Below are 17,083 nucleotides of genomic sequence, written 5' to 3' on the forward strand. Positions count from 1 at the left end.
GAAAATGCCCGGCTCACGTACGCGGCGAAAGGATCAGATCCCGCAGCCGCTCCACGTACAGCCGCATGTTCTTCGCCGCCGTGTCGGTGTCCGGGTGGCGGCTCGCCAGCCACAGCCCGTCGTGCAACCGGTTGACCCACACGCACACCTGGTCCCCGTACGACACCCGCAACAGCCCGTACGCCTTCTGCCCGGCCCACTGCCCGGCGCCGGGGATGCCACGGGTGTCCACGAACGAGACGATGGAGTACAGGTCGGGCGAGGCCGGCCGGAAGTCCGCGCCGAGCAGGCTCAGCACCCGGGCGAGCGGCATCCGGGCGAGGGACCTGCTCGCCTGCAGCTCGGCGCGCACGGCCCGCAGGGCGCTCGGCAGATCGGGGGTGCGGGCCACCGGCACCTCGATCGGGGCACCGCCCACGAACCAGCCCACGGACTCGGACCACCGGGACTTCACCCGGGTGTGGAACGGCACCACCGTCCGGTACACGGACTGTCCGCCGAGTTCGTGGACGATCAGGCCGGTCGCCGCGAGCAGACCCACCAGGCTGCCGCCGTACGGCCGGCAGTACGCCTCGAACGCGGCAGCCGCGTCCGCGTCCGCGAGCGGCTCGCAGATCATCGTCTGCCGCGGCAGCGGGACCCCGGGTTCGAGGCCCAGGTCGACGGGGAAGCCGGGCAGCGTTCCGCCGCACCGACGGATGAACTCCCGCCAGCGGGCGACGATGTCGTGACGGTCGTCGATGCGGTCCGCGTCCGCCCGCTCCAGCTCGCAGAAGTCGACGTAACTGGCGGGCGGGGTCCGCACCACGGCCGGGCGCCCCTGAAGGCCGGCCGTGTACAGCTCGTGGATCTCGGCGGGGATGCCGTGCAGGGAGTAGGCGTCCACGTTGCTGTGGTCGAAGGCCATGTACACGCTGGTCGAGTCGGCCCGCACGACCGCCGTGTAGATGAGGTTCGGCCACCGCAGGGCGTCCGCGACGGCATCGAAACGGCCCTGGAGATGCCCGGCAAGGGCAGCCGCGTCGGAGAAGTCGCCGACCGTCTCCCGGTGCAGGTGGACATCGCCGGCGTCCAGCGTGAACCGGTGCAGCGGGTCTCCCGGGCCGCCCGCCCAGCGGAAGCCGCTGCGCAGCGTCTCGTGCCGCACCGTCCAGGCGCGCAGGGCCTCCTGGAGCACACCGAGGTCGGCGGGGCCCGGGAGGTCGAAGGCGGTACCCAGCCAGGTCGGTACGAACAGCCCGCCGTCGCGCACGGACCTGGCGGTCCTGATGTGCGCCTCCTGGATGTAGGCCGGCGGCCGGGAGTCCTGCGGCAGTCCGGCCGCCGCCGCGACGGTCGCCGGACTCAGCGTCCACTCGACGAGCCGTCCCGGCCGTACCTCGCAACGCTGGATGTCAGTGATTCGCACGCGTCTCCGATCGCAGAAAAGGGGCCCCTGATGGCAGGCCCCCTTCCAAGGGCAATCCCGTCGGACGCGCCCGGGACATGCCCGCCCGGGGCATTTCAACGGAACGGGTGGCGGGCCGAACGCGGAAGTGATTAACCGACGGTGATCGAGTCGAGCTTCTCGCGCAGGTAGACGTGCGAGTCGACGGGCGGGTACGCCACCCGGCCCACCGGCGCCGGTACGGACTCCACCAGGGTGCCCGGGGTGCACTCGCCGAAGTACACGAGGGACATCAGCTCCTCGGCGGGCGTGTCGGAGGGCGGCGGCAGCACCCGGTGCCGCCCCGACCGCCACCGGTCCCCGGTCCAACGGGCCATCAGATCACCGATGTTGATGGTGAAGGCGGCCGGGTCGTAGGGCGCGTCCTGCCACCCGTCACCTCCGTCCGCGGGGTCCGTGTACACCTGCAGGCCGCCCTTGCCCGCCTGCCGGTCGAGGATCGTGACGGTCCCGAAGTCGGTGTGCGGCCCGATCCGGAACTGCCCGGGCTCGGGCTCGCCGACCACCTCGGTCCCCGGGTACCAGTTGATGTTGAAGCCGTACGTCGGGTGGTCCATGTGCCGGGAGAAGAAGTCGGGTTCGAGCCCGAGGGCGTACCCGAGGAGCGTCAGCAGCTCCTTCTCCAGCGCGGCCATCCGCGCGAGGTACTCCTCGCACAGCGGCCGCAGCGCCGGAACCTCCGCCGGCCACACGTTGGGCCCGTACCACTCGGCGTTGACGACCGGATCGTCGAAGGGTTCGTGCGTGGCGAAGGTCAGCGACTCCTTCAGGTCGGGCGGCGTCTCGGTCCCCTCCGCATACCCGTTGGCCTCCGCGCCCGGCCCCAGCCATCCGCGCCCGCCGACCCTGGCCTCGTATCGCCGCTTGGCCTCCTGCGGCAGCAGGAAGAAGTCCCGGGCGGCCGCCCGGATCCGCGCGCGCAGGTCCTGTTCGACGCCGTGCCCGGTGACGAGCAGGAAGCCCGCGGTCCGCAGGGCCTGGTCGACGGTGCGGGCGAGGGCGGTGCGGGCCTTGGTGTCGCCGTCCAGCCAGGGACGCAGATCGATGGTCGGAATGCTCGTGCTACTCACCGATGTCCTCGCTCCACAGGTCCGGGTTGTCGCGGATGAAGGCACGCATCAGGCCGGTGCACCCGGGGTCGTCCAGGAGCACGATCTCCACGCCGTGCGCGGCGAGCCAGTCGTGCCCGCCGCGGAAGGTGGCCGCCTCGCCGATCACCACCCGTGAGATCCCGAACTGACGGACCAGGCCGCTGCAGTACCAGCAGGGGGAGAGGGTGGTCACCATGGTCGTGCCGCGGTAGCCGCGCTGCCGTCCCGCCGTGCGGAACGCGGCGGTCTCCGCGTGCGCCGAGGGGTCGCCGTCCTGGACGCGGCGGTTGCGGCCGCGGCCCAGCAGGCTCCCGTCGGCACCGTAGAGGGCGGCCCCGATCGGGATACCGCCCTCGGCGAGCCCGCTGCGGGCCTCGGCGACGGCGGTGGCGAGCCAGGCGCGGGCCTGTGCCTGATCCATACCCTCACTGTCCCCCGGCGAGGACCCCGGGGCAACGTGCCGCGCCCCCGTGCGGCCGGTCCGGACCGCGTCTGTACCCTGGCCCGATCACATCGCGCGGGAGGGAAACGCCCATGGTCGCTGCCCCGGTTCTGGAGGAGCTGCGGGAGGTCTGCCAGCCGCATGCCAAGCTGGCGAGCCGCAACGGGGAGCACTGGGCGGGGCGGCTGTACATGCGCAGGATCTCACTGCGCCTCACCCGGCAGCTGGTGCGCACGCCCGTCACGCCGGACCAGCTGACCTGGACCATGGTGGTGTGCGGGATCGCCTCCGGCGCGGCCCTCCTGATCCCCGGCCTCACGGGCGCCGTGCTCGCCGTCGTCCTCATGCAGCTGTTCCTGCTCTTCGACTGCGTGGACGGCGAAGTCGCCCGCTGGAAGGGGCAGAACAGCGCGACGGGGATCTACGTGGACCGGCTCGGGGCGTATCTGGCGGACGCGGCACTGATGGTGGGGATCGGGTTCCGGGCCGCTCACGACGGGCTCGGCGGCTGGCTCTCGCTCGGTATCGCCACCGCGCTCGGGGTCGTCCTGCTGAAGGCCTCGACCGACCTGGTGGACGTGGCCCGGGCCCGGCGCGGGCTCGGGGTGGCCGACGACGAGTCGACCCGGCCGCGCTCGCAGGGCGTGGCCACGGTGCGGCGGCTGGCGGCCGCCTTCCGGATCCACCGGGTGACCAACGGCATCGAGGCGTCCCTGGTCCTGCTCGCGGCGGCCGTCGGGGACACGGTCACCGGCGGCGTCGACGTGACGCGCTGGGCGCTGGTCGCACTGGCCGCGATCACCTGGCTGATGGTCCCGGCCCACCTGCTGTCGATCCTTGCGTCCTCGCGGCTGCGCTAGCCGGTCACCGCGCCGTCGGCGGACGGCAGTTGCGGGAGGAAACGGCATTGCACAAGGTGATCACGCCGCAGTAGCGTGACCCCGACCTTGATGCTCGATCCGGTATGCCGACGCCGCTGTCACCTCCACGTGAACTCGGCCACGGGGGCCATGAATGCGCATGCCACGCCCACTCGGTGCCGTGGCAGGGGGGGCGCCGGTCTCGTTGCCGCCGGGCGGGGCATTCGACCTTTGAACGGGGAACTCCATGAAGATGCGCCTGATAGGCACGTTCGCCGCCGCGGCAGTTCTCGCCCCGGCACTGGCCCTCGCGGGTACGGGGCAGGCATTCGCCGCCGACCACGCCGTCACCTGGAAGAACAAGGACAACGGGCAGTACCTGGCGTACTTCAACTCCAAGGTCCGTACGACGTCTGCGACCGGCGCTTCCATGAAGTGGGACGAGAACAAGCAGTCCGACGGCAGCTACACCATGAAGCACCACCTCACCGGGAAGTGCCTCGACAGCAACAACGACGGTGCTGTCTACCTTCTTGCCTGCAACGGCGGCAACTACCAGAAGTGGTACGAGTCCAAGGACTCGTCGGGCTGGCGGCTGAAGAACAAGGCCACCGGGATGGTCCTCGCCCTGGGAGGCAGCAACCTGGTGGTCGCCTTCGGGGACTCGGGCTACCAGAGCCAGCGCTGGAGCTGATCCCCAGCTCGTACGCAGGCCAGTACTGCATCTCTTGCTCGGGCCGGTGCCGCATCCGTTTCACGCGGATGCGGTGCCGGCCCGCTGCTTTGCGTGTGCCACCGCCTCACGTCGGGTCCGCGCCGACCGACCGCCAGATCCTGTCCGGCAGGATCAGCGCCGCCTCGTCGAGGTCGACGTCGTCGATGCCAGAGAGCCAGCGGCGGGCGATACCGATGACCGGGCCGAGGATCAGCGACTCGAGCAACGGAGCGGGCAGCGGGGCGAGTTCGCCCGAGTCGACGTATGCCTGGGCCCACTGGGCGAGGGGCGAAAGGCGGGCCTCCTGTGCGTCGCGCAGCTGCTTGCCGTCGGCCATGCCCTGGCGGTCGGCGTAGGAGGAGTGCAGCAGCCGGGAGGCCACCGGGTGCTCCTGGACGAAGTCCAGATAGGCGCCGACCAGGGCCCGGATGCCGGTGTGGGCGGTCCGGGTGCCCTGCAGGGCCGTGACCAGCTCGCCCAGCAGCCGTTCCAGCCAGCGCATCAGCAGCGCGTTCATCAGGCCGTCGATGCTGCCGAAGTGGTGGTAGAGGCTGCCCAGGCTCACCCCGCTCGCCTTCGTGACGGCGCTGACCGTCAGCCCCTGGTCGCCCGCCTCTTCGTACACGCGCAGCGCGGCGTCCAGGAGCTGCTCGACGGTTGCCTCGCCCCGCTGTTGTTTGCGACTCATTCTGGAATACTTTTCTAGAAAGATATTTTAGAACAGTGGTCTGCTGCACCAGACTGGAGCCCATCCTCACACCCAGGAGCCGCCGGTGTCGTCGTCCGAGTCGTCCGAGATCCACATTTCCCTCACACCGCAGCAGGCCGCCACCGGGACGGTCCTGCGGCTGCCGCCCGGGGCCGGGGTCCCGCCGGTCCGCATCCCGCCCGTCCGTGACGGGGATCTCGTACGGCTGCGGGCGGGCGAGCGGGAGCTGCTGTTGAGAGTCCACGTCACCGCGTCGGGGGCCACCGCTCCGGCCCGGGGCGGCGCGAAGGGCGGCGTGGCCTGCCTGGGTGTGCTCGGCGTCGCCGTCGTGATCGTGCTGCTGCTGGTCCTGACCAACAGGGGCGGGGACGGAGACAGTTCGTCCGACGACTACGCGGGCGGTTCCTCGTACTCCCCCTCCGCGCCCGCCGCCACCTACGACCCGTACACACAGGATCCGGCCACCGGCGATCCCTACGAGAGCAGTGATCCGTACGGGAGCAGCGATCCGTACGGGAGCAGCGATCCGTACGGCGGGGCGAGCGCGGAGCCGAGCCCGTTCACGTCCGGCACCTGCCTCAACGGAACCCTGCCGAACTCCACGACCGCACAGGAGGTCAGCGGGGTCGAGGAGGTGTCCTGCTCGGCGTCCGACGCGCACTACAAGGTGATCCAGACGTTCCCGTTCAGCTCGGACATGAGCCGCTGCAACAGCAACCCCCGTACGCAGTACGCCTTTTCGTACCGCTACACCCTCAACGGGGCTGCGGTGAACGAGTATGTGTACTGCCTGGTGGGCCTCGGCTCGTACGCGCGCTGAATCGGGGGAGAGAGTTGAACGGGGAACACAACGGGGTCGAGCCGCTGGAGGGCGACGACCCGCGCCGGATCGGTCCGATCCCGCTGGTCGGGCGGCTCGGTGCCGGAGGCATGGGGAGGGTCTACCTCGGTGTGCACGAAGGCCGGTACGCGGCCGTCAAACAGGTGCTGCCCTCCGTCGTCGGCGAGGACAAGGACTTCGTCCGGCGCTTCGGCCACGAACTGGACAACCTCGCCCGGCTGCCCGCCGGGGCCAGCGCACCACTGCTCGCCGGAGACCGCGACGCCCGGCCGCCGTGGTTCGCCACCGCGTACGTGCCGGGGCTGACCCTGCGCGAGGCCGTCGAGCTGCACGGCGGGCCGCTGCCGCCGGGGGCGCTGTGGCTGCTGCTGCGCAAGGCCGCGGCAGCGCTGGCGGCGGTGCACGAGCTGGACATGGTGCACCGGGACGTCAAGCCGTCGAACGTCATGCTGACCCTCGACGGGCTCACCCTCATCGACTTCGGCGTCGCCCGGGCCGCCGAGCAGAGCCAGCTGACCCGGACCGGCATGGTGGTGGGCACGCCCGCCTACATGTCTCCCGAACAGGCCTCGGGAGCGAGGCGGTTGACGGGCGCGGTGGACGTGTTCGCGCTGGCCTCCGTGGTGGCGTACGCGGGGTCGGGCCGGCCGCCCTTCGGCGACGAGTCCGGGCACGGCGTGCTCTACCGGATCGTGCACGAGCAGCCGGACCTGGGGGAGCTGCGCGCGGCAGACGCGGACCTGGCCGCCGTCGTCGCGTCCTGCCTGGACAAGGACCCCGAGGGCCGGCCCACCGCCGCCGAACTCCTCGAACTGGCCGAGGGCCACGGGCCGTCCGGGCCTGAGCCGTGGCCCGAGACGATCGGCGAACGCCTGGCGGATCGGGCGGCCTTCGCCGCGATCGCGCCCGAAGTACCCCTGATGGAGCCGGAGTCGGAGACCGGTCCGGACACGGATCAGGAGGCGGGTAGGAAGACAGGTAAGGAGGCGGATCCGGAGGCCGCGGCGGAGCCCGGGGGCCGGGCCGGGACCGAGAGGGAGCCCGCGGTGGTCGTACGGCCTCCCGGCCGGCCGAAGCAGACCGAGCGGGAGCACCGGCGGCGGCGCGGCCGCGTGCTGGTGGCCGTCGTTCCGGTCGTGGTCGTCGGTGCGGCGACCCTGGCCTTCCAGCTGATGCCGTACGCCACCGGCGCCGGCAACGGCCGGGACGGCGCCGCCGGCACCCCCGCGTCCTCCGCCTCCGTGCCGGCCGATACGGCACCGGGCCGGGCGTCCTCCGCGCACCCCTCCGGCAGCAAGGAGCCGGACGGGAAGGGCTCGGCCTCGCCGTCGGGCGGGAAGAAGGCGGACGAGGCAGGCGGCTCGGGCGGCGGCAGGGACCGAGCGGACGGCTCAGGCGGCACGGGGCCGTCGAGCGGCGGAGGCAGCGGCGGAAGCGACGGCGGTGGCGGCAGCGGCTCCGGCTCCGGCTCGGGGAGTTCGGGTGGGTCCCACGGCTCGGGCGGTGGTTCCGGTGGCGGCTCCGGCGGATCGTCCGGTGGTTCTTCGGGCGGCTCCTCCGGCGGTTCTTCGGGCGGTTCTTCGGGCGGCTCCTCCGGGGGCACGTCCACGACCGGCCCCGGCTCGGGCACCTTCCGGCTCAGGAACGGCGAGAACGGCAAGTGCCTGACCCAGGTCTACGGCTCCACGGGCGTCGGCGACTGCTCGTCCTCGTCCGCCCACTGGACCTTGCGCAGCGCGTCCGGGGGCAGCGTCAAGGTCGTCAACGCGTCGACCGGCGCCTGCCTGAGCGCCAACGGCAACCACCAGGCCGTCTTCGTCGGGGACTGCTCCCTGGGCAGCAGCGCCATCCTGTGGAAGACGGGCTCGGGCAACTCCCTGCGGGCCGTCTTCGACGGCGGCTGCCTCGACCTCGCCTTCGGCGGCGGAGCGGCCGAGGCGACCTGCGCGTCGGGGGCCGCCTCCCAGAACTGGGCGAGGACCTGAGGCCGGACACCGGGGCAGGGCGCCGGACCGGGGCCTGCCCGAGGACCTGAGCCGGACAGTGGATCGGGACCTGCCCGGGCACCGGAGCCCGGCACCGGACCCGGATCTGCCCGGGGCCGGGACCAGGGCTCATCGGCGCCGCCGATGGGCCCATCGGCAGGACGCCCCAGAGGCCCGTGGACCGGGGCACACGCCCGTTCGTAGCGTCGTCGGCATGACCCCAGAGCACAAGGGCACGGCCCAGCTGACCACCGCGATGATGCTGTCCGGCACCCTCGGCGTCTTCGTCGTCGAGTCCGGCGCCCCGCCCTTCGACGTCGTCTTCTTCCGCGTCCTGTTCGGCGCCCTCGCCCTCGGCGGCTATGTCGTCGCCCGCGGCCGGCTGCGCGACCACGGCTTCACCCCGCGCACCCTCGCGCTCGCCGTCCTCGGCGGGGTGTTCATCGTCTTCAACTGGGTGCTGCTGTTCCAGTCGTACCGGAACACGTCCATCTCGGTCGCCACGGTCGTCTACCACACGCAGCCCTTCTACGTGGTCCTCCTCGGCGCCCTGCTGTTCCGCGAACGCCTCACCGCGGCCCGGGTCGGCTGGATCGCCGTCGCCTTCGCGGGCCTGATCCTCGTCTCCGGGGTGAGCCCCGCCGACTTCACCGGCGGCGGCGCCTATCTCACGGGCATCGGCCAGGCCCTGCTCGCCGCGCTCCTGTACGGCCTGTCGACCCTGGTGACCAAGCGGATCACCGGTGTGCGCCCGCACCTGATCGCCCTCGTCCAGGTCCTGGTCGGCATCCCGCTGCTGCTCCCGTTCGCCGACTTCGGGGCGATGCGGGGCACCGGCTGGCACTGGGGCTGGCTGGTGGGCCTCGGCCTCCTGCACACCGGCGTGATGTACGTCCTCATGTACGCCGCCTACGCGCAGCTGCCCACCGCGAAGATCGCCGTCCTCGCCTTCGTCTACCCGGCGGTCGCCATGGTCATGGACTGGGCGGTGTACGGCCACCACATCGGCCCGGTCCAGGCGCTCGGCGTCCCGCTGATCGTGACGGCGAGCCTGAAGGTCACGCTTGCTCGGCCACGAGCCGCCGCGCCTGCTCCACGAACAGCCGGGCATGCGCCGCAAGCCGCTTCCCGGACCGCCACGCCAGCTGCGTGCGAAGCGTGAACGGAGGCTCCCAGGCGAGTCGTGCCAGGGAGCCCGCGGCGAGTTCGGCGGCGACCGTCACCTCGGGCAGCAGCGCGATCCCGAGGCCGGCCGCCGCCGCGCGCTTGGTCGCCTCGATCGTGCCGAACTCCGTGAACTCCACCGGCTTCAGCACCGTCAGCTCCCGCTCGAACAGATCCCGGTAGGCACAGCCCGGCTCCGTGGCCAGCAGGGACTGCCCGGTCAGGTCCGCCGTCGCGAGAGGCCTTCCGCCCAGCGCGTGACCGGGGGCCGCGACCAGCGCCAGCGGCTCCACGGCCAGGACCGTGCTCTGAAGGCCCGGATGCTCGGTCTCCTCCTCCATCAGAAGACCGACGTCGTACGTCCCCTGCCGCAGCGCCTGCCGGGTCTCGTCGCCGATGGTGGTGCGCAGGGCGAGCCGCACCTTCGGGTGGCGGTGGTGGAAGTACTCCAGGAGCGGCGGCAGCCGATAGGAGGTCAGGGACTCCATGGTGCCGACGGTGAGGGTGCCCGAGGGCTCCTCGGTGCCGGTGACCGCCGCCCGGGCCTCCTCGGCCAGCTCGATGATCTGCCGGGCGTAGGGCAGCAGCCGCTCGCCCGCCTCGGTGAGCCGGATGCGGCTGCCGAGCCGGTCGAACAGCTCGACGCCCAGCTCGGACTCCAGGGCGCGGATCTGGCTCGTCACACTGGACTGCGCGTACGACAGCTCGGCCGCCGCCCGGGTGAAACCGAGCACCGTGGCGACCTTCTCGAAGGTGACGAGCAGCCGGAGTTCCATGCGTCAGCCGTTCTCCGGGTCGTCCTTGTCGTCGTCAGTCCTGCCGAGGGACTTCAGGAACTCGGGGTTGTCGTCGGGGGCGACCCAGTTCGAGGGGGTGGTGCGGTGTCCCGGCGCGAAGGGGGCCGGCGCGGAGCCTCCCCCGGAGGGGGTACCCCCAGCCGGGGAGCGGCGCACCTTGCCGGTGATCAGCCAGGCGACCGGGCCCACCAGGACCCAGCCGAAGACCAGCACGATGATCACCCACACCACCTTCGGCAGGTGGCGCACCTCTTCCTCGGGGGTGTTCAGACAGTCCACGAACGCGTAGATCCACAGCGCCAGGACCAGCAGGGTCGGCAGATACCTGAGCATGGTCGTGCGATCTCCCGAATGAGGTGGGTCGGCCCCGGTGACGGGGCCAGGGTAACGGGTGGCCGATACTGGGACACATGGCTTACGACGATCTTCGCTCCCTGCTGCGCGCGCTGGAGCGCGAGGGAGACCTCAAGCGCATCAAGGCCGAGGTGGACCCTTATCTGGAGGTCGGGGAGATCGTCGACCGGGTGCAGAAATCCGGCGGCCCGGCGCTGCTCTTCGAGAACGTGAAGGGCTCGGCGATGCCCCTCGCCATGAACGTCTTCGGCACCGACCGGCGGCTGCTGAAGGCGCTCGGCCTGAAGTCGTACGGCGAGATCTCCGAGAAGATCGGCGGGCTGCTGCGGCCCGAGCTGCCGCACGGGTTCGTCGGCGTGCGCGAGGCGTTCGGCAAGCTCGGCGCGATGGCGCACGTGCCGCCGAAGAAGGTCAAGGAAGCGCCGGTCCAGGAAGTCGTCCTGCACGGGGACGAGGTGGACCTCGACCGGCTCCCCGCGCTGTTCACCTGGCCCCAGGACGGCGGCTCCTTCTTCAACCTCGGGCTCACCCACACCAAGGACCCGGAGTCGGGGATCCGCAACCTCGGCCTGTACCGCCTCCAGCGCCACGACAAGCGCACCATCGGCATGCACTGGCAGATCCACAAGGACAGCCGCAACCACTACCAGGTGGCCGCCAGGCGCGGTGAGCGGCTGCCCGTCGCCATCGCCTTCGGCTGCCCGCCGGCCGTGACCTACGCCTCCACCGCCCCCCTCCCCGGCGACATCGACGAGTACCTCTTCGCCGGGTTCATCGCGGGCAGGCGCATCGAGATGGTCGACTGCAAGACGGTCCCGCTCCAGGTGCCGGCGAACGCCGAGGTCGTCCTGGAGGGCTGGCTGGAGCCCGGCGAGATGCTCCCGGAGGGCCCCTTCGGCGACCACACCGGCTTCTACACCCCGCAGGAACCCTTCCCGGCCCTGAAGATCGACTGCGTAACGATGCGGAAGCGTCCGCTGCTCCAGTCGATCGTCGTCGGCCGCCCCCCGACGGAGGACGGCCCCCTCGGCCGCGCCACGGAGCGCTTCTTCCTGCCGCTGCTGAAGATCATCGTCCCGGACATCGTGGACTACCACCTCCCCGAGGCCGGCGGCTTCCACAACTGTGCGATCGTCTCGATCGACAAGAAGTACCCGAAGCACGCGCAGAAGGTCATGCACGCGATCTGGGGCGCCCACATGATGTCCCTCACCAAGCTGATCGTGGTCGTGGACGCCGACTGCGACGTGCACGATCTGCACGAGGTCGCCTGGCGGGCCCTCGGCAACACCGACTACGCCCGCGACCTCACCGTCGTGGAAGGCCCCGTCGACCACCTCGACCACGCCTCCTACCAGCAGTTCTGGGGTGGCAAGGCGGGCATCGACGCGACGAAGAAGTGGCCCGAGGAGGGCTACACGCGCGACGGCGGATGGCCGGACATGGTGGAGTCCGACCCGGATACGGCGGCCCTGGTGGACCGCCGCTGGAAGGAGTACGGCCTGTGAGCAGCGCCTCCGCGGCACTCCCGCAGCCGGGACGCACCAAGGCGTTCCTGCGCCTGGTGATGATCGAGCACTCGGTCTTCGCGCTCCCCTTCGCCTACATCGCCGCCCTCACCGCGATGTACCAGTGGGACAGGAACATCCACTGGGGCCGTCTGCTGCTGGTCACGATCTGCATGGTCGGCCTGCGCACCTTCGCCATGGCGGTGAACCGGATCATCGACCGCGAGATCGACGCCCGCAACCCCCGTACGGCCCACCGCGAACTCGTGACCGGCGCGATGTCGGTGAAGCACGCCTGGACGGGCGCCCTGATCGCCCTGGCGGTCTTCCTGGGCGCGGCGGCCCTGCTGAACCCCCTGTGCCTGGCCCTGGCCCCCATCGCGGTGATCCCGATGGTGGTCTACCCGTACGGCAAGCGGTTCACGAACTTCCCGCAGGCCATCCTGGGCCTGGCCCAGGCGATGGGCCCGGTCGGCGGCTGGCTCGCCGTCTCGGGCTCCTGGTCCTGGGACGCGGTGATCCTGGGCCTGGCCGTCGGCATCTGGATCGGCGGCTTCGACCTGATCTACGCCTGCCAGGACGTGGAGACCGACCGCGAGATCGGCGTCATGTCGGTCCCGGCGCGCTTCGGCGTCCCGGCGGCGATCTGGGGCGCACGGGCGTGCCACACGGTCACGACGGCCCTGTTCGTCTGGTACGGCCTTCTCACCCACGCCGGCCCGTTCTTCTGGCTCGGTCTGGTGGTCGTCGCGGGCGCCTTCGTCTACGAGCACCGCATCGTCCGGCCGCATGACCTGTCCCGCCTGAACAGGGCGTTCTTCAGCGTCAACGGATTCATCGGCATTGCCCTGTTCGTGTGTGCCCTGCTCGATCTCCTGGTCCGGGGCCTGACGGTCTGAGTACGGTGCGGTACCGCGCGTGGCCGGGCCCGGCCTGAGCAGCTTTTCGGCCGCCGGTACGCTCAAGGTGTGAACGCAGGAGAAACGCAGCGCGCGCCTTGGATCGTGGGGGTGTCCGGAGCTTCCGGTACGCCGTATGCGGCGGCCGTGCTGCGGGGGCTGCTGGACGCGGGGGAGGCGGTCGACCTGGTCGTCAGCCGGGCCTCGCGGCTCACCCTGCTGGACGAGACGGGGATCTCGTTCCGGGACGCGCACTGGCAGGAGGACCTGCGGCAATGGCTGGCGCTCGGCGCCGACGGAAAGCCCGGGACCTTCGACGTGGACGTCAGCGCGGTGCGGTACTGGAGCGCGGGGGATCTCGCCGCGGGGCCGTCCTCGGGGTCGTACCCGGCGCGGGGGATGCTCATCGTCCCCGCCTCCACGGCCTGTGTCGCGGGTGTCGCCCTCGGCCTGTCCAAGGATCTGCTCCAGCGCGCGGCGAGCGTCACACTGAAGGAGCGCCGGCCGCTGGTCGTGTCCGTACGGGAGACTCCCCTGAACGGCCAGACCCTGCGGCACCTCGTCGCGCTGGACGACGCGGGGGCGAGCGTGGTGCCGGCCTCGCCCGCCTTCTACGCGGGCGCCACCCACATCCAGCACCTGGTGGACTTCGTCGCCGGGCGCGTGCTGGACGCGGCGGGCGTCGGGCACGGGCTGTACCGGCGCTGGAAGGGCGAGCTGGGCAGCGGCTCAGCGGCCCGGTAGCCGAGCACGTCGCAGTACCTCTCATCACTTCGTGAACTTTCAGAACTTTCCAGGGGAAGGCTTCGATCGCATGGACGCGGTGGACAGGCAGCTCATCCAGGCCCTGAGGGAGAACGGCCGGGCCTCCTACGCGGAGCTGGGACGCCTCGTCGGCCTGTCGGGACCCAGCGTCACCGACCGCATCAACCGGCTGGAGGCGGCCGGTGTCATCACCGGCTACCGCGCCACGGTGAACGCCGCCTCGCTCGGTCTCGGAGTGACCGCGCTGATCGGCATCTCGCTGTCGGACGCGGCCGACCACGAGGACGTGGCCCAGCGGTTGAAGGAGCTCACCGAGATCGAGGACTGCTGGTTCATCGCCGGCGACGACTCCTACATGCTCAAGGTGCGGGCGACGGACGTGGACGGGCTGGAGCGGATCATCCGGCGGCTGAGCGGGACCAAGGGCGTGTCCCGGACCCGTACCACCATCGTGCTCTCCACGAAGTGGGAGAACCGGGTCGGGGAACTGCCCGAAGAGGTCTAGGCGCGGCAGCGCCGCATGGGGGCTCCGCCCGCCCGGAAGACGGGGGAGTAAGTTTGGTCGGGCTGTCGTAGAAAGGTGTTGGCATGGACGTCGGGCTCAAGCGCGAGCTGGAGGAGAAGGTCCGCTCCGGTGAGCGGCTGACCCGCGAGGACGGCATCGCGCTGTACGAGTCGGACGACCTGGCCTGGCTGGGCGGCCTCGCGCACGAGGTGCGGACGCGCAAGAACGGTGACGTCGTGCACTTCAACGTCAACCGGCACCTGAACATGACCAACGTGTGCACGGCCTCCTGTGCCTACTGCTCCTTCCAGCGCAAGCCGGGCGAGAAGGACGCGTACACGATGCGCATCGAGGAGGCCGTCAAGCTCGCCAGGGCGATGGAGTCGGAGAACCTCACCGAGCTGCACATCGTCAACGGCCTGCACCCGAACCTCCCGTGGCGCTACTACCCGCGCTCCCTGCGCGAGCTGAAGGCCGCCCTGCCGAACGTGTCGCTGAAGGCCTTCACCGCGACCGAGATCCACCACTTCGAGACGATCTCCGGGCTGTCGGCCTCGGAGATCCTCGACGAGCTGATCGACGCCGGTCTGGAATCGCTGACCGGCGGCGGCGCCGAGATCTTCGACTGGGAGGTCCGCCAGCACATCGTGGACCACCGCACCCACTGGGAGGACTGGTCCCGCATCCACCGCCTGGCGCACGAGAAGGGCCTCAAGACCCCGTGCACCATGCTGTACGGCCACATCGAGGAGCCCCGCCACCGCGTGGACCACGTGCTGCGGCTGCGCGAGCTGCAGGACGAGACCGGAGGCTTCCAGGTCTTCATCCCGCTGCGCTACCAGCACGACTTCGTGGACATGAAGGACGGCAAGGTGCGCAACCGCCTCCAGGCGCGCACGCAGATGGCGACCGGCGCCGAGGCGCTGAAGACGTTCGCCGTCTCCCGTCTCCTGTTCGACAACGTCCCGCATGTGAAGGTCTTCTGGGTGATGCACGGCGTGCAGACCGCCCAGCTCGCCCTCCAGCACGGTGCCGACGACATGGACGGCTCGGTGGTCGAGTACAAGATCACGCACGACGCGGACAACTACGGCACCCCGAACAAGCTGACCCGCGAGGACCTGCTGGACCTGATCCGTGACGCGGGTTTCCGGCCGGTGGAGCGCAACACCCGCTACGAGATCATCCGCGAGTACGACGGCCCGGACCCGCTGCGCCGGGAGTCGCCGCAGCCGATGCGGGTGTGAGGCCCGCCTCTTACCGGAGAAGGCAGCTGCACGGGCGTGTGGGTAATGGATAGCATCACCCCATGCCCCTTACCTTCACGCTCGATCCCCCCGTCGACCGGGCACTGCGCGACGGCATCCTCGACCTGTGGACGGACGTCTCCAACGCCGGCGGGGCCGTGGGCTTCGTGCCCCCGGTGACGCGGGAGGAGGTCCGGCCGGAGTTGGTGCGGCACTTCGCGCAGATGGCCGAGGGGGGCACCCGGCTGCTCGTCGGGCGCGACGAGGGCGGGCGGGTGGCCGCGACGGCGTTCTTCGCCTTCAACGCCCACCGGCTCATGGAGCACTGGCTGTGGCTGTACACGGTGATGGTCCACCCCGAGCACCAGGGCCAGGGGCACGGTCGCGCGCTGCTGGCGGCCGCCGCCGACGCGGCGCGCACCTTCGAGGGCATCGACGCGATACGCCTCACCTGCCGGGGCGGCCTCGGCCTGGAGCGGTTCTACGGCTCCTGCGGCTACAAGGAGGTCGGCCGGGTACCCGGTGCGATCCGTGTGGCACCCGGCGACGACCGCGACGACGTCTTCATGCTGCTACCACTGGCCTGACCCGCCTGCAAGATCGGGGCCGCACCGTGCTTCACTGGACAGTGCCCCCTTTTGGAATCGGAAGAGTGGATTGAGATGCTCCGCTACACGCTGATGCGCCTCGGCATCTTCGCCGGCTGCCTCGTCGTCGTCTGGGGTGCCGTCTACTCCGGCATCTTCCCGCGCGGCTTCGGCGACTCCAACTTCCTGTGGGTACTCCTGCTCGCGCTGGTGCTCTCGGCGCCGCTCAGCTGGGTGCTGCTGAAGGGGGAGCGGGACCGGGCCTCCGTGCAGATCGTCGGCAAGGTCGACCGGATGAAGGCCAACCTGGAGGCCAACCGCAGCCAGGAGGACGCGGTCGACGACTCCGTGCGGACGCAGGGCGGGGCAGCCGCTCCCAACTAGTCTTGCCCTCATGGGTGCCGTGAAGACCAAACGGATGCCGAGGGCCGTGCGCGAGCAGCAGATGCTCGATGCCGCCGTGCAGATCTTCGGGCAGCGCGGCTACATGGCCGCCTCGATGGACGAGATAGCCGAACTCGCGGGCGTCTCCAAGCCGTTGGTCTACCTGTACCTCAACTCGAAGGAAGACCTCTTCACCGCCTGTATCCGCCGGGAGGCCGGTGCCCTCACGGCGGCGGTCCGCGCCGGCGTCCGCCCGGGCCTGCCCGCCGACCGCCAGCTGTGGGACGGACTGTGCGCGTTCTTCGCGCACACCGCCGAGCATCCCGACGGCTGGTCCGTACTGCACCTGCAGGCCCGCACCCACGGCGACACCTTCGCCGCCGAGGTGACCGCGATGCGCGAGGAGATCGTCGCGTTCGTCACCGAGCTGATCGCCGTCGCGGCCCGCGAGGCGCACCGTGATCCCGACCTCCCCGAGCGCGAGGTGGCCGGGCTGGCCGAGGCACTGGTCGGCGCCGCCGAGTCGCTCGCCGTGTGGGCCAACACCACCCCCGGCGTCACGGCACGCCAGGCGGCGGCCACCCTGATGAACTTCGCCTGGGCGGGCCTGGGTGCCCTGATGGTGGGCCAGGTGTGGACCCCGCCGGCAGGAGAGGCCTAGGCCGTAGGGGCTGGCGCCGCGGGGATGCCTCGCCGTAGCCGGGTGCGGCTGCGTGGGGGTGCCTTGCGCAGTTCCCCGCGCCCCTGGAGCACGCTGCAGCCCGCCTGCCCAAGGGGCGCGGG

At 71.1% G+C, this 17,083-nt stretch carries 19 protein-coding genes; 13 read left to right on the forward strand and 6 right to left on the reverse strand.

Features of this window, described 5'->3' with window-relative positions; translation table 11 throughout:
- Positions 1–13: 13 nt before the first annotated feature.
- The 3 genes from AB0H32_RS12480 to AB0H32_RS12490 all read right to left on the reverse strand — a co-directional run bounded on the left by AB0H32_RS12480 (position 14) and on the right by AB0H32_RS12490 (position 2,959).
- Positions 14–1,408: a condensation domain-containing protein gene (locus AB0H32_RS12480; RefSeq protein ID WP_361118438.1), complete on the reverse strand. Its 1,395-nt coding sequence runs from the start codon at positions 1,406–1,408 to the stop codon at positions 14–16.
- Between the two features lie 131 nt (positions 1,409–1,539).
- Positions 1,540–2,517: a 2-oxoglutarate and iron-dependent oxygenase domain-containing protein gene (locus tag AB0H32_RS12485; RefSeq protein WP_361118441.1), complete on the reverse strand. Its 978-nt coding sequence runs from the start codon at positions 2,515–2,517 to the stop codon at positions 1,540–1,542.
- Complete coding sequence (locus AB0H32_RS12490; protein ID WP_361118444.1) at positions 2,510–2,959, reverse strand: nucleoside deaminase; 450 nt, start codon at positions 2,957–2,959, stop codon at positions 2,510–2,512. The genes AB0H32_RS12485 and AB0H32_RS12490 overlap by 8 nt, the downstream gene beginning before the upstream one ends.
- Positions 2,960–3,072: 113 nt before the next feature.
- On the opposite strand from AB0H32_RS12490, the gene AB0H32_RS12495 reads away from it, so the two are divergent.
- Together AB0H32_RS12495 and AB0H32_RS12500 are read left to right on the forward strand one after the other, a co-directional pair.
- The gene (locus AB0H32_RS12495) at positions 3,073–3,840 is read left to right on the forward strand and encodes a CDP-alcohol phosphatidyltransferase family protein (protein WP_361118447.1); all 768 of its coding nucleotides are present in this window, start codon (positions 3,073–3,075) and stop codon (positions 3,838–3,840) included.
- Positions 3,841–4,087: 247 nt separating this feature from the next.
- Complete coding sequence (locus AB0H32_RS12500; RefSeq protein WP_361118449.1) at positions 4,088–4,534, forward strand: RICIN domain-containing protein; 447 nt, start codon at positions 4,088–4,090, stop codon at positions 4,532–4,534.
- A 106-nt stretch (positions 4,535–4,640) separates the two neighbouring features.
- Here the strand turns inward: AB0H32_RS12500 and AB0H32_RS12505 are convergent, their stop codons facing one another.
- Entirely contained in the window at positions 4,641–5,243 is a 603-nt protein-coding gene (locus AB0H32_RS12505; protein WP_361118452.1) for a TetR/AcrR family transcriptional regulator, read from the reverse strand.
- A gap of 85 nt (positions 5,244–5,328) precedes the next feature.
- Between AB0H32_RS12505 and AB0H32_RS12510 the strand changes: the two genes are divergently transcribed.
- The 3 genes from AB0H32_RS12510 (at position 5,329) to AB0H32_RS12520 (ending at position 9,252) form a co-directional block, all read left to right on the forward strand.
- Positions 5,329–6,084, forward strand: coding sequence for a hypothetical protein (locus AB0H32_RS12510; RefSeq protein ID WP_361118455.1), 756 nt, complete (start codon positions 5,329–5,331; stop codon positions 6,082–6,084).
- Between the two features lie 14 nt (positions 6,085–6,098).
- Positions 6,099–8,090 (forward strand): protein kinase, encoded by a 1,992-nt coding sequence (locus AB0H32_RS12515; protein ID WP_361118458.1) that lies wholly within the window; start codon positions 6,099–6,101, stop codon positions 8,088–8,090.
- Positions 8,091–8,304: 214 nt separating this feature from the next.
- Complete coding sequence (locus tag AB0H32_RS12520; RefSeq protein ID WP_361118461.1) at positions 8,305–9,252, forward strand: DMT family transporter; 948 nt, start codon at positions 8,305–8,307, stop codon at positions 9,250–9,252.
- Here AB0H32_RS12520 and AB0H32_RS12525 read toward each other — a convergent pair.
- Positions 9,149–10,030, reverse strand: a complete 882-nt coding sequence (locus AB0H32_RS12525) for a LysR family transcriptional regulator (protein ID WP_361118464.1) — start codon at positions 10,028–10,030, stop codon at positions 9,149–9,151. The two genes, AB0H32_RS12520 and AB0H32_RS12525, sit on opposite strands and share 104 nt — an antisense overlap.
- 3 nt (positions 10,031–10,033) lie before the next feature.
- Entirely contained in the window at positions 10,034–10,384 is a 351-nt protein-coding gene (locus tag AB0H32_RS12530) for a PLD nuclease N-terminal domain-containing protein (protein ID WP_361118467.1), read from the reverse strand.
- A 77-nt stretch (positions 10,385–10,461) separates the two neighbouring features.
- Between AB0H32_RS12530 and AB0H32_RS12535 the strand changes: the two genes are divergently transcribed.
- From AB0H32_RS12535 to AB0H32_RS12570, 8 genes are all read left to right on the forward strand, one after another.
- Positions 10,462–11,913, forward strand: a complete 1,452-nt coding sequence (locus AB0H32_RS12535; RefSeq protein ID WP_361118470.1) for a menaquinone biosynthesis decarboxylase — start codon at positions 10,462–10,464, stop codon at positions 11,911–11,913.
- Entirely contained in the window at positions 11,910–12,812 is a 903-nt protein-coding gene (mqnP, locus tag AB0H32_RS12540) for a menaquinone biosynthesis prenyltransferase MqnP (RefSeq protein ID WP_361118473.1), read from the forward strand. The genes AB0H32_RS12535 and mqnP overlap by 4 nt, the downstream gene beginning before the upstream one ends.
- A 69-nt stretch (positions 12,813–12,881) precedes the next feature.
- On the forward strand, positions 12,882–13,556 hold the full coding sequence (locus tag AB0H32_RS12545) for a UbiX family flavin prenyltransferase (RefSeq protein WP_361118476.1): 675 nt from the start codon (positions 12,882–12,884) through the stop codon (positions 13,554–13,556).
- A 70-nt stretch (positions 13,557–13,626) separates the two neighbouring features.
- Positions 13,627–14,082 carry an Lrp/AsnC family transcriptional regulator gene (locus AB0H32_RS12550; RefSeq protein WP_361118479.1) on the forward strand — a complete coding sequence of 152 codons (456 nt, stop codon included), beginning with the start codon at positions 13,627–13,629 and terminating at the stop codon, positions 14,080–14,082.
- Between the two features lie 83 nt (positions 14,083–14,165).
- Entirely contained in the window at positions 14,166–15,329 is a 1,164-nt protein-coding gene (gene mqnE / locus AB0H32_RS12555; protein WP_361118482.1) for an aminofutalosine synthase MqnE, read from the forward strand.
- A 62-nt stretch (positions 15,330–15,391) separates the two neighbouring features.
- Positions 15,392–15,916, forward strand: a complete 525-nt coding sequence (locus tag AB0H32_RS12560; RefSeq protein WP_361118485.1) for a GNAT family N-acetyltransferase — start codon at positions 15,392–15,394, stop codon at positions 15,914–15,916.
- A 75-nt stretch (positions 15,917–15,991) separates the two neighbouring features.
- Positions 15,992–16,300, forward strand: coding sequence for a DUF4229 domain-containing protein (locus tag AB0H32_RS12565; RefSeq protein WP_361118488.1), 309 nt, complete (start codon positions 15,992–15,994; stop codon positions 16,298–16,300).
- Between the two features lie 10 nt (positions 16,301–16,310).
- The gene (locus AB0H32_RS12570) at positions 16,311–16,961 is read left to right on the forward strand and encodes a TetR/AcrR family transcriptional regulator (RefSeq protein ID WP_361118491.1); all 651 of its coding nucleotides are present in this window, start codon (positions 16,311–16,313) and stop codon (positions 16,959–16,961) included.
- The last annotated feature ends 122 nt before the right edge of the window (positions 16,962–17,083 follow it).

Origin of the sequence: Streptomyces sp. NPDC020362, assembly GCF_040642095.1 — a bacterium.
Lineage (GTDB): Bacteria > Actinomycetota > Actinomycetes > Streptomycetales > Streptomycetaceae > Streptomyces.

Excerpts from the sequence above, each read along its gene's own strand:
- mqnE (WP_361118482.1), top strand. The coding sequence starts at position 14,166 with ATGGACGTCGGGCTCAAGCGCGAGCTGGAGGAGAAGGTCCGCTCCGGT.
- AB0H32_RS12550 (WP_361118479.1), top strand. The coding sequence starts at position 13,627 with ATGGACGCGGTGGACAGGCAGCTCATCCAGGCCCTGAGGGAGAACGGC.
- AB0H32_RS12505 (WP_361118452.1), bottom strand. The coding sequence starts at position 5,243 with ATGAGTCGCAAACAACAGCGGGGCGAGGCAACCGTCGAGCAGCTCCTG.
- AB0H32_RS12570 (WP_361118491.1), top strand. The coding sequence starts at position 16,311 with ATGGGTGCCGTGAAGACCAAACGGATGCCGAGGGCCGTGCGCGAGCAG.
- AB0H32_RS12530 (WP_361118467.1), bottom strand. The coding sequence starts at position 10,384 with ATGCTCAGGTATCTGCCGACCCTGCTGGTCCTGGCGCTGTGGATCTAC.
- AB0H32_RS12535 (WP_361118470.1), top strand. The coding sequence starts at position 10,462 with ATGGCTTACGACGATCTTCGCTCCCTGCTGCGCGCGCTGGAGCGCGAG.
- AB0H32_RS12520 (WP_361118461.1), top strand. The coding sequence starts at position 8,305 with ATGACCCCAGAGCACAAGGGCACGGCCCAGCTGACCACCGCGATGATG.
- AB0H32_RS12525 (WP_361118464.1), bottom strand. The coding sequence starts at position 10,030 with ATGGAACTCCGGCTGCTCGTCACCTTCGAGAAGGTCGCCACGGTGCTC.
- AB0H32_RS12565 (WP_361118488.1), top strand. The coding sequence starts at position 15,992 with ATGCTCCGCTACACGCTGATGCGCCTCGGCATCTTCGCCGGCTGCCTC.
- AB0H32_RS12560 (WP_361118485.1), top strand. The coding sequence starts at position 15,392 with ATGCCCCTTACCTTCACGCTCGATCCCCCCGTCGACCGGGCACTGCGC.
- AB0H32_RS12490 (WP_361118444.1), bottom strand. The coding sequence starts at position 2,959 with ATGGATCAGGCACAGGCCCGCGCCTGGCTCGCCACCGCCGTCGCCGAG.
- AB0H32_RS12495 (WP_361118447.1), top strand. The coding sequence starts at position 3,073 with ATGGTCGCTGCCCCGGTTCTGGAGGAGCTGCGGGAGGTCTGCCAGCCG.
- AB0H32_RS12500 (WP_361118449.1), top strand. The coding sequence starts at position 4,088 with ATGAAGATGCGCCTGATAGGCACGTTCGCCGCCGCGGCAGTTCTCGCC.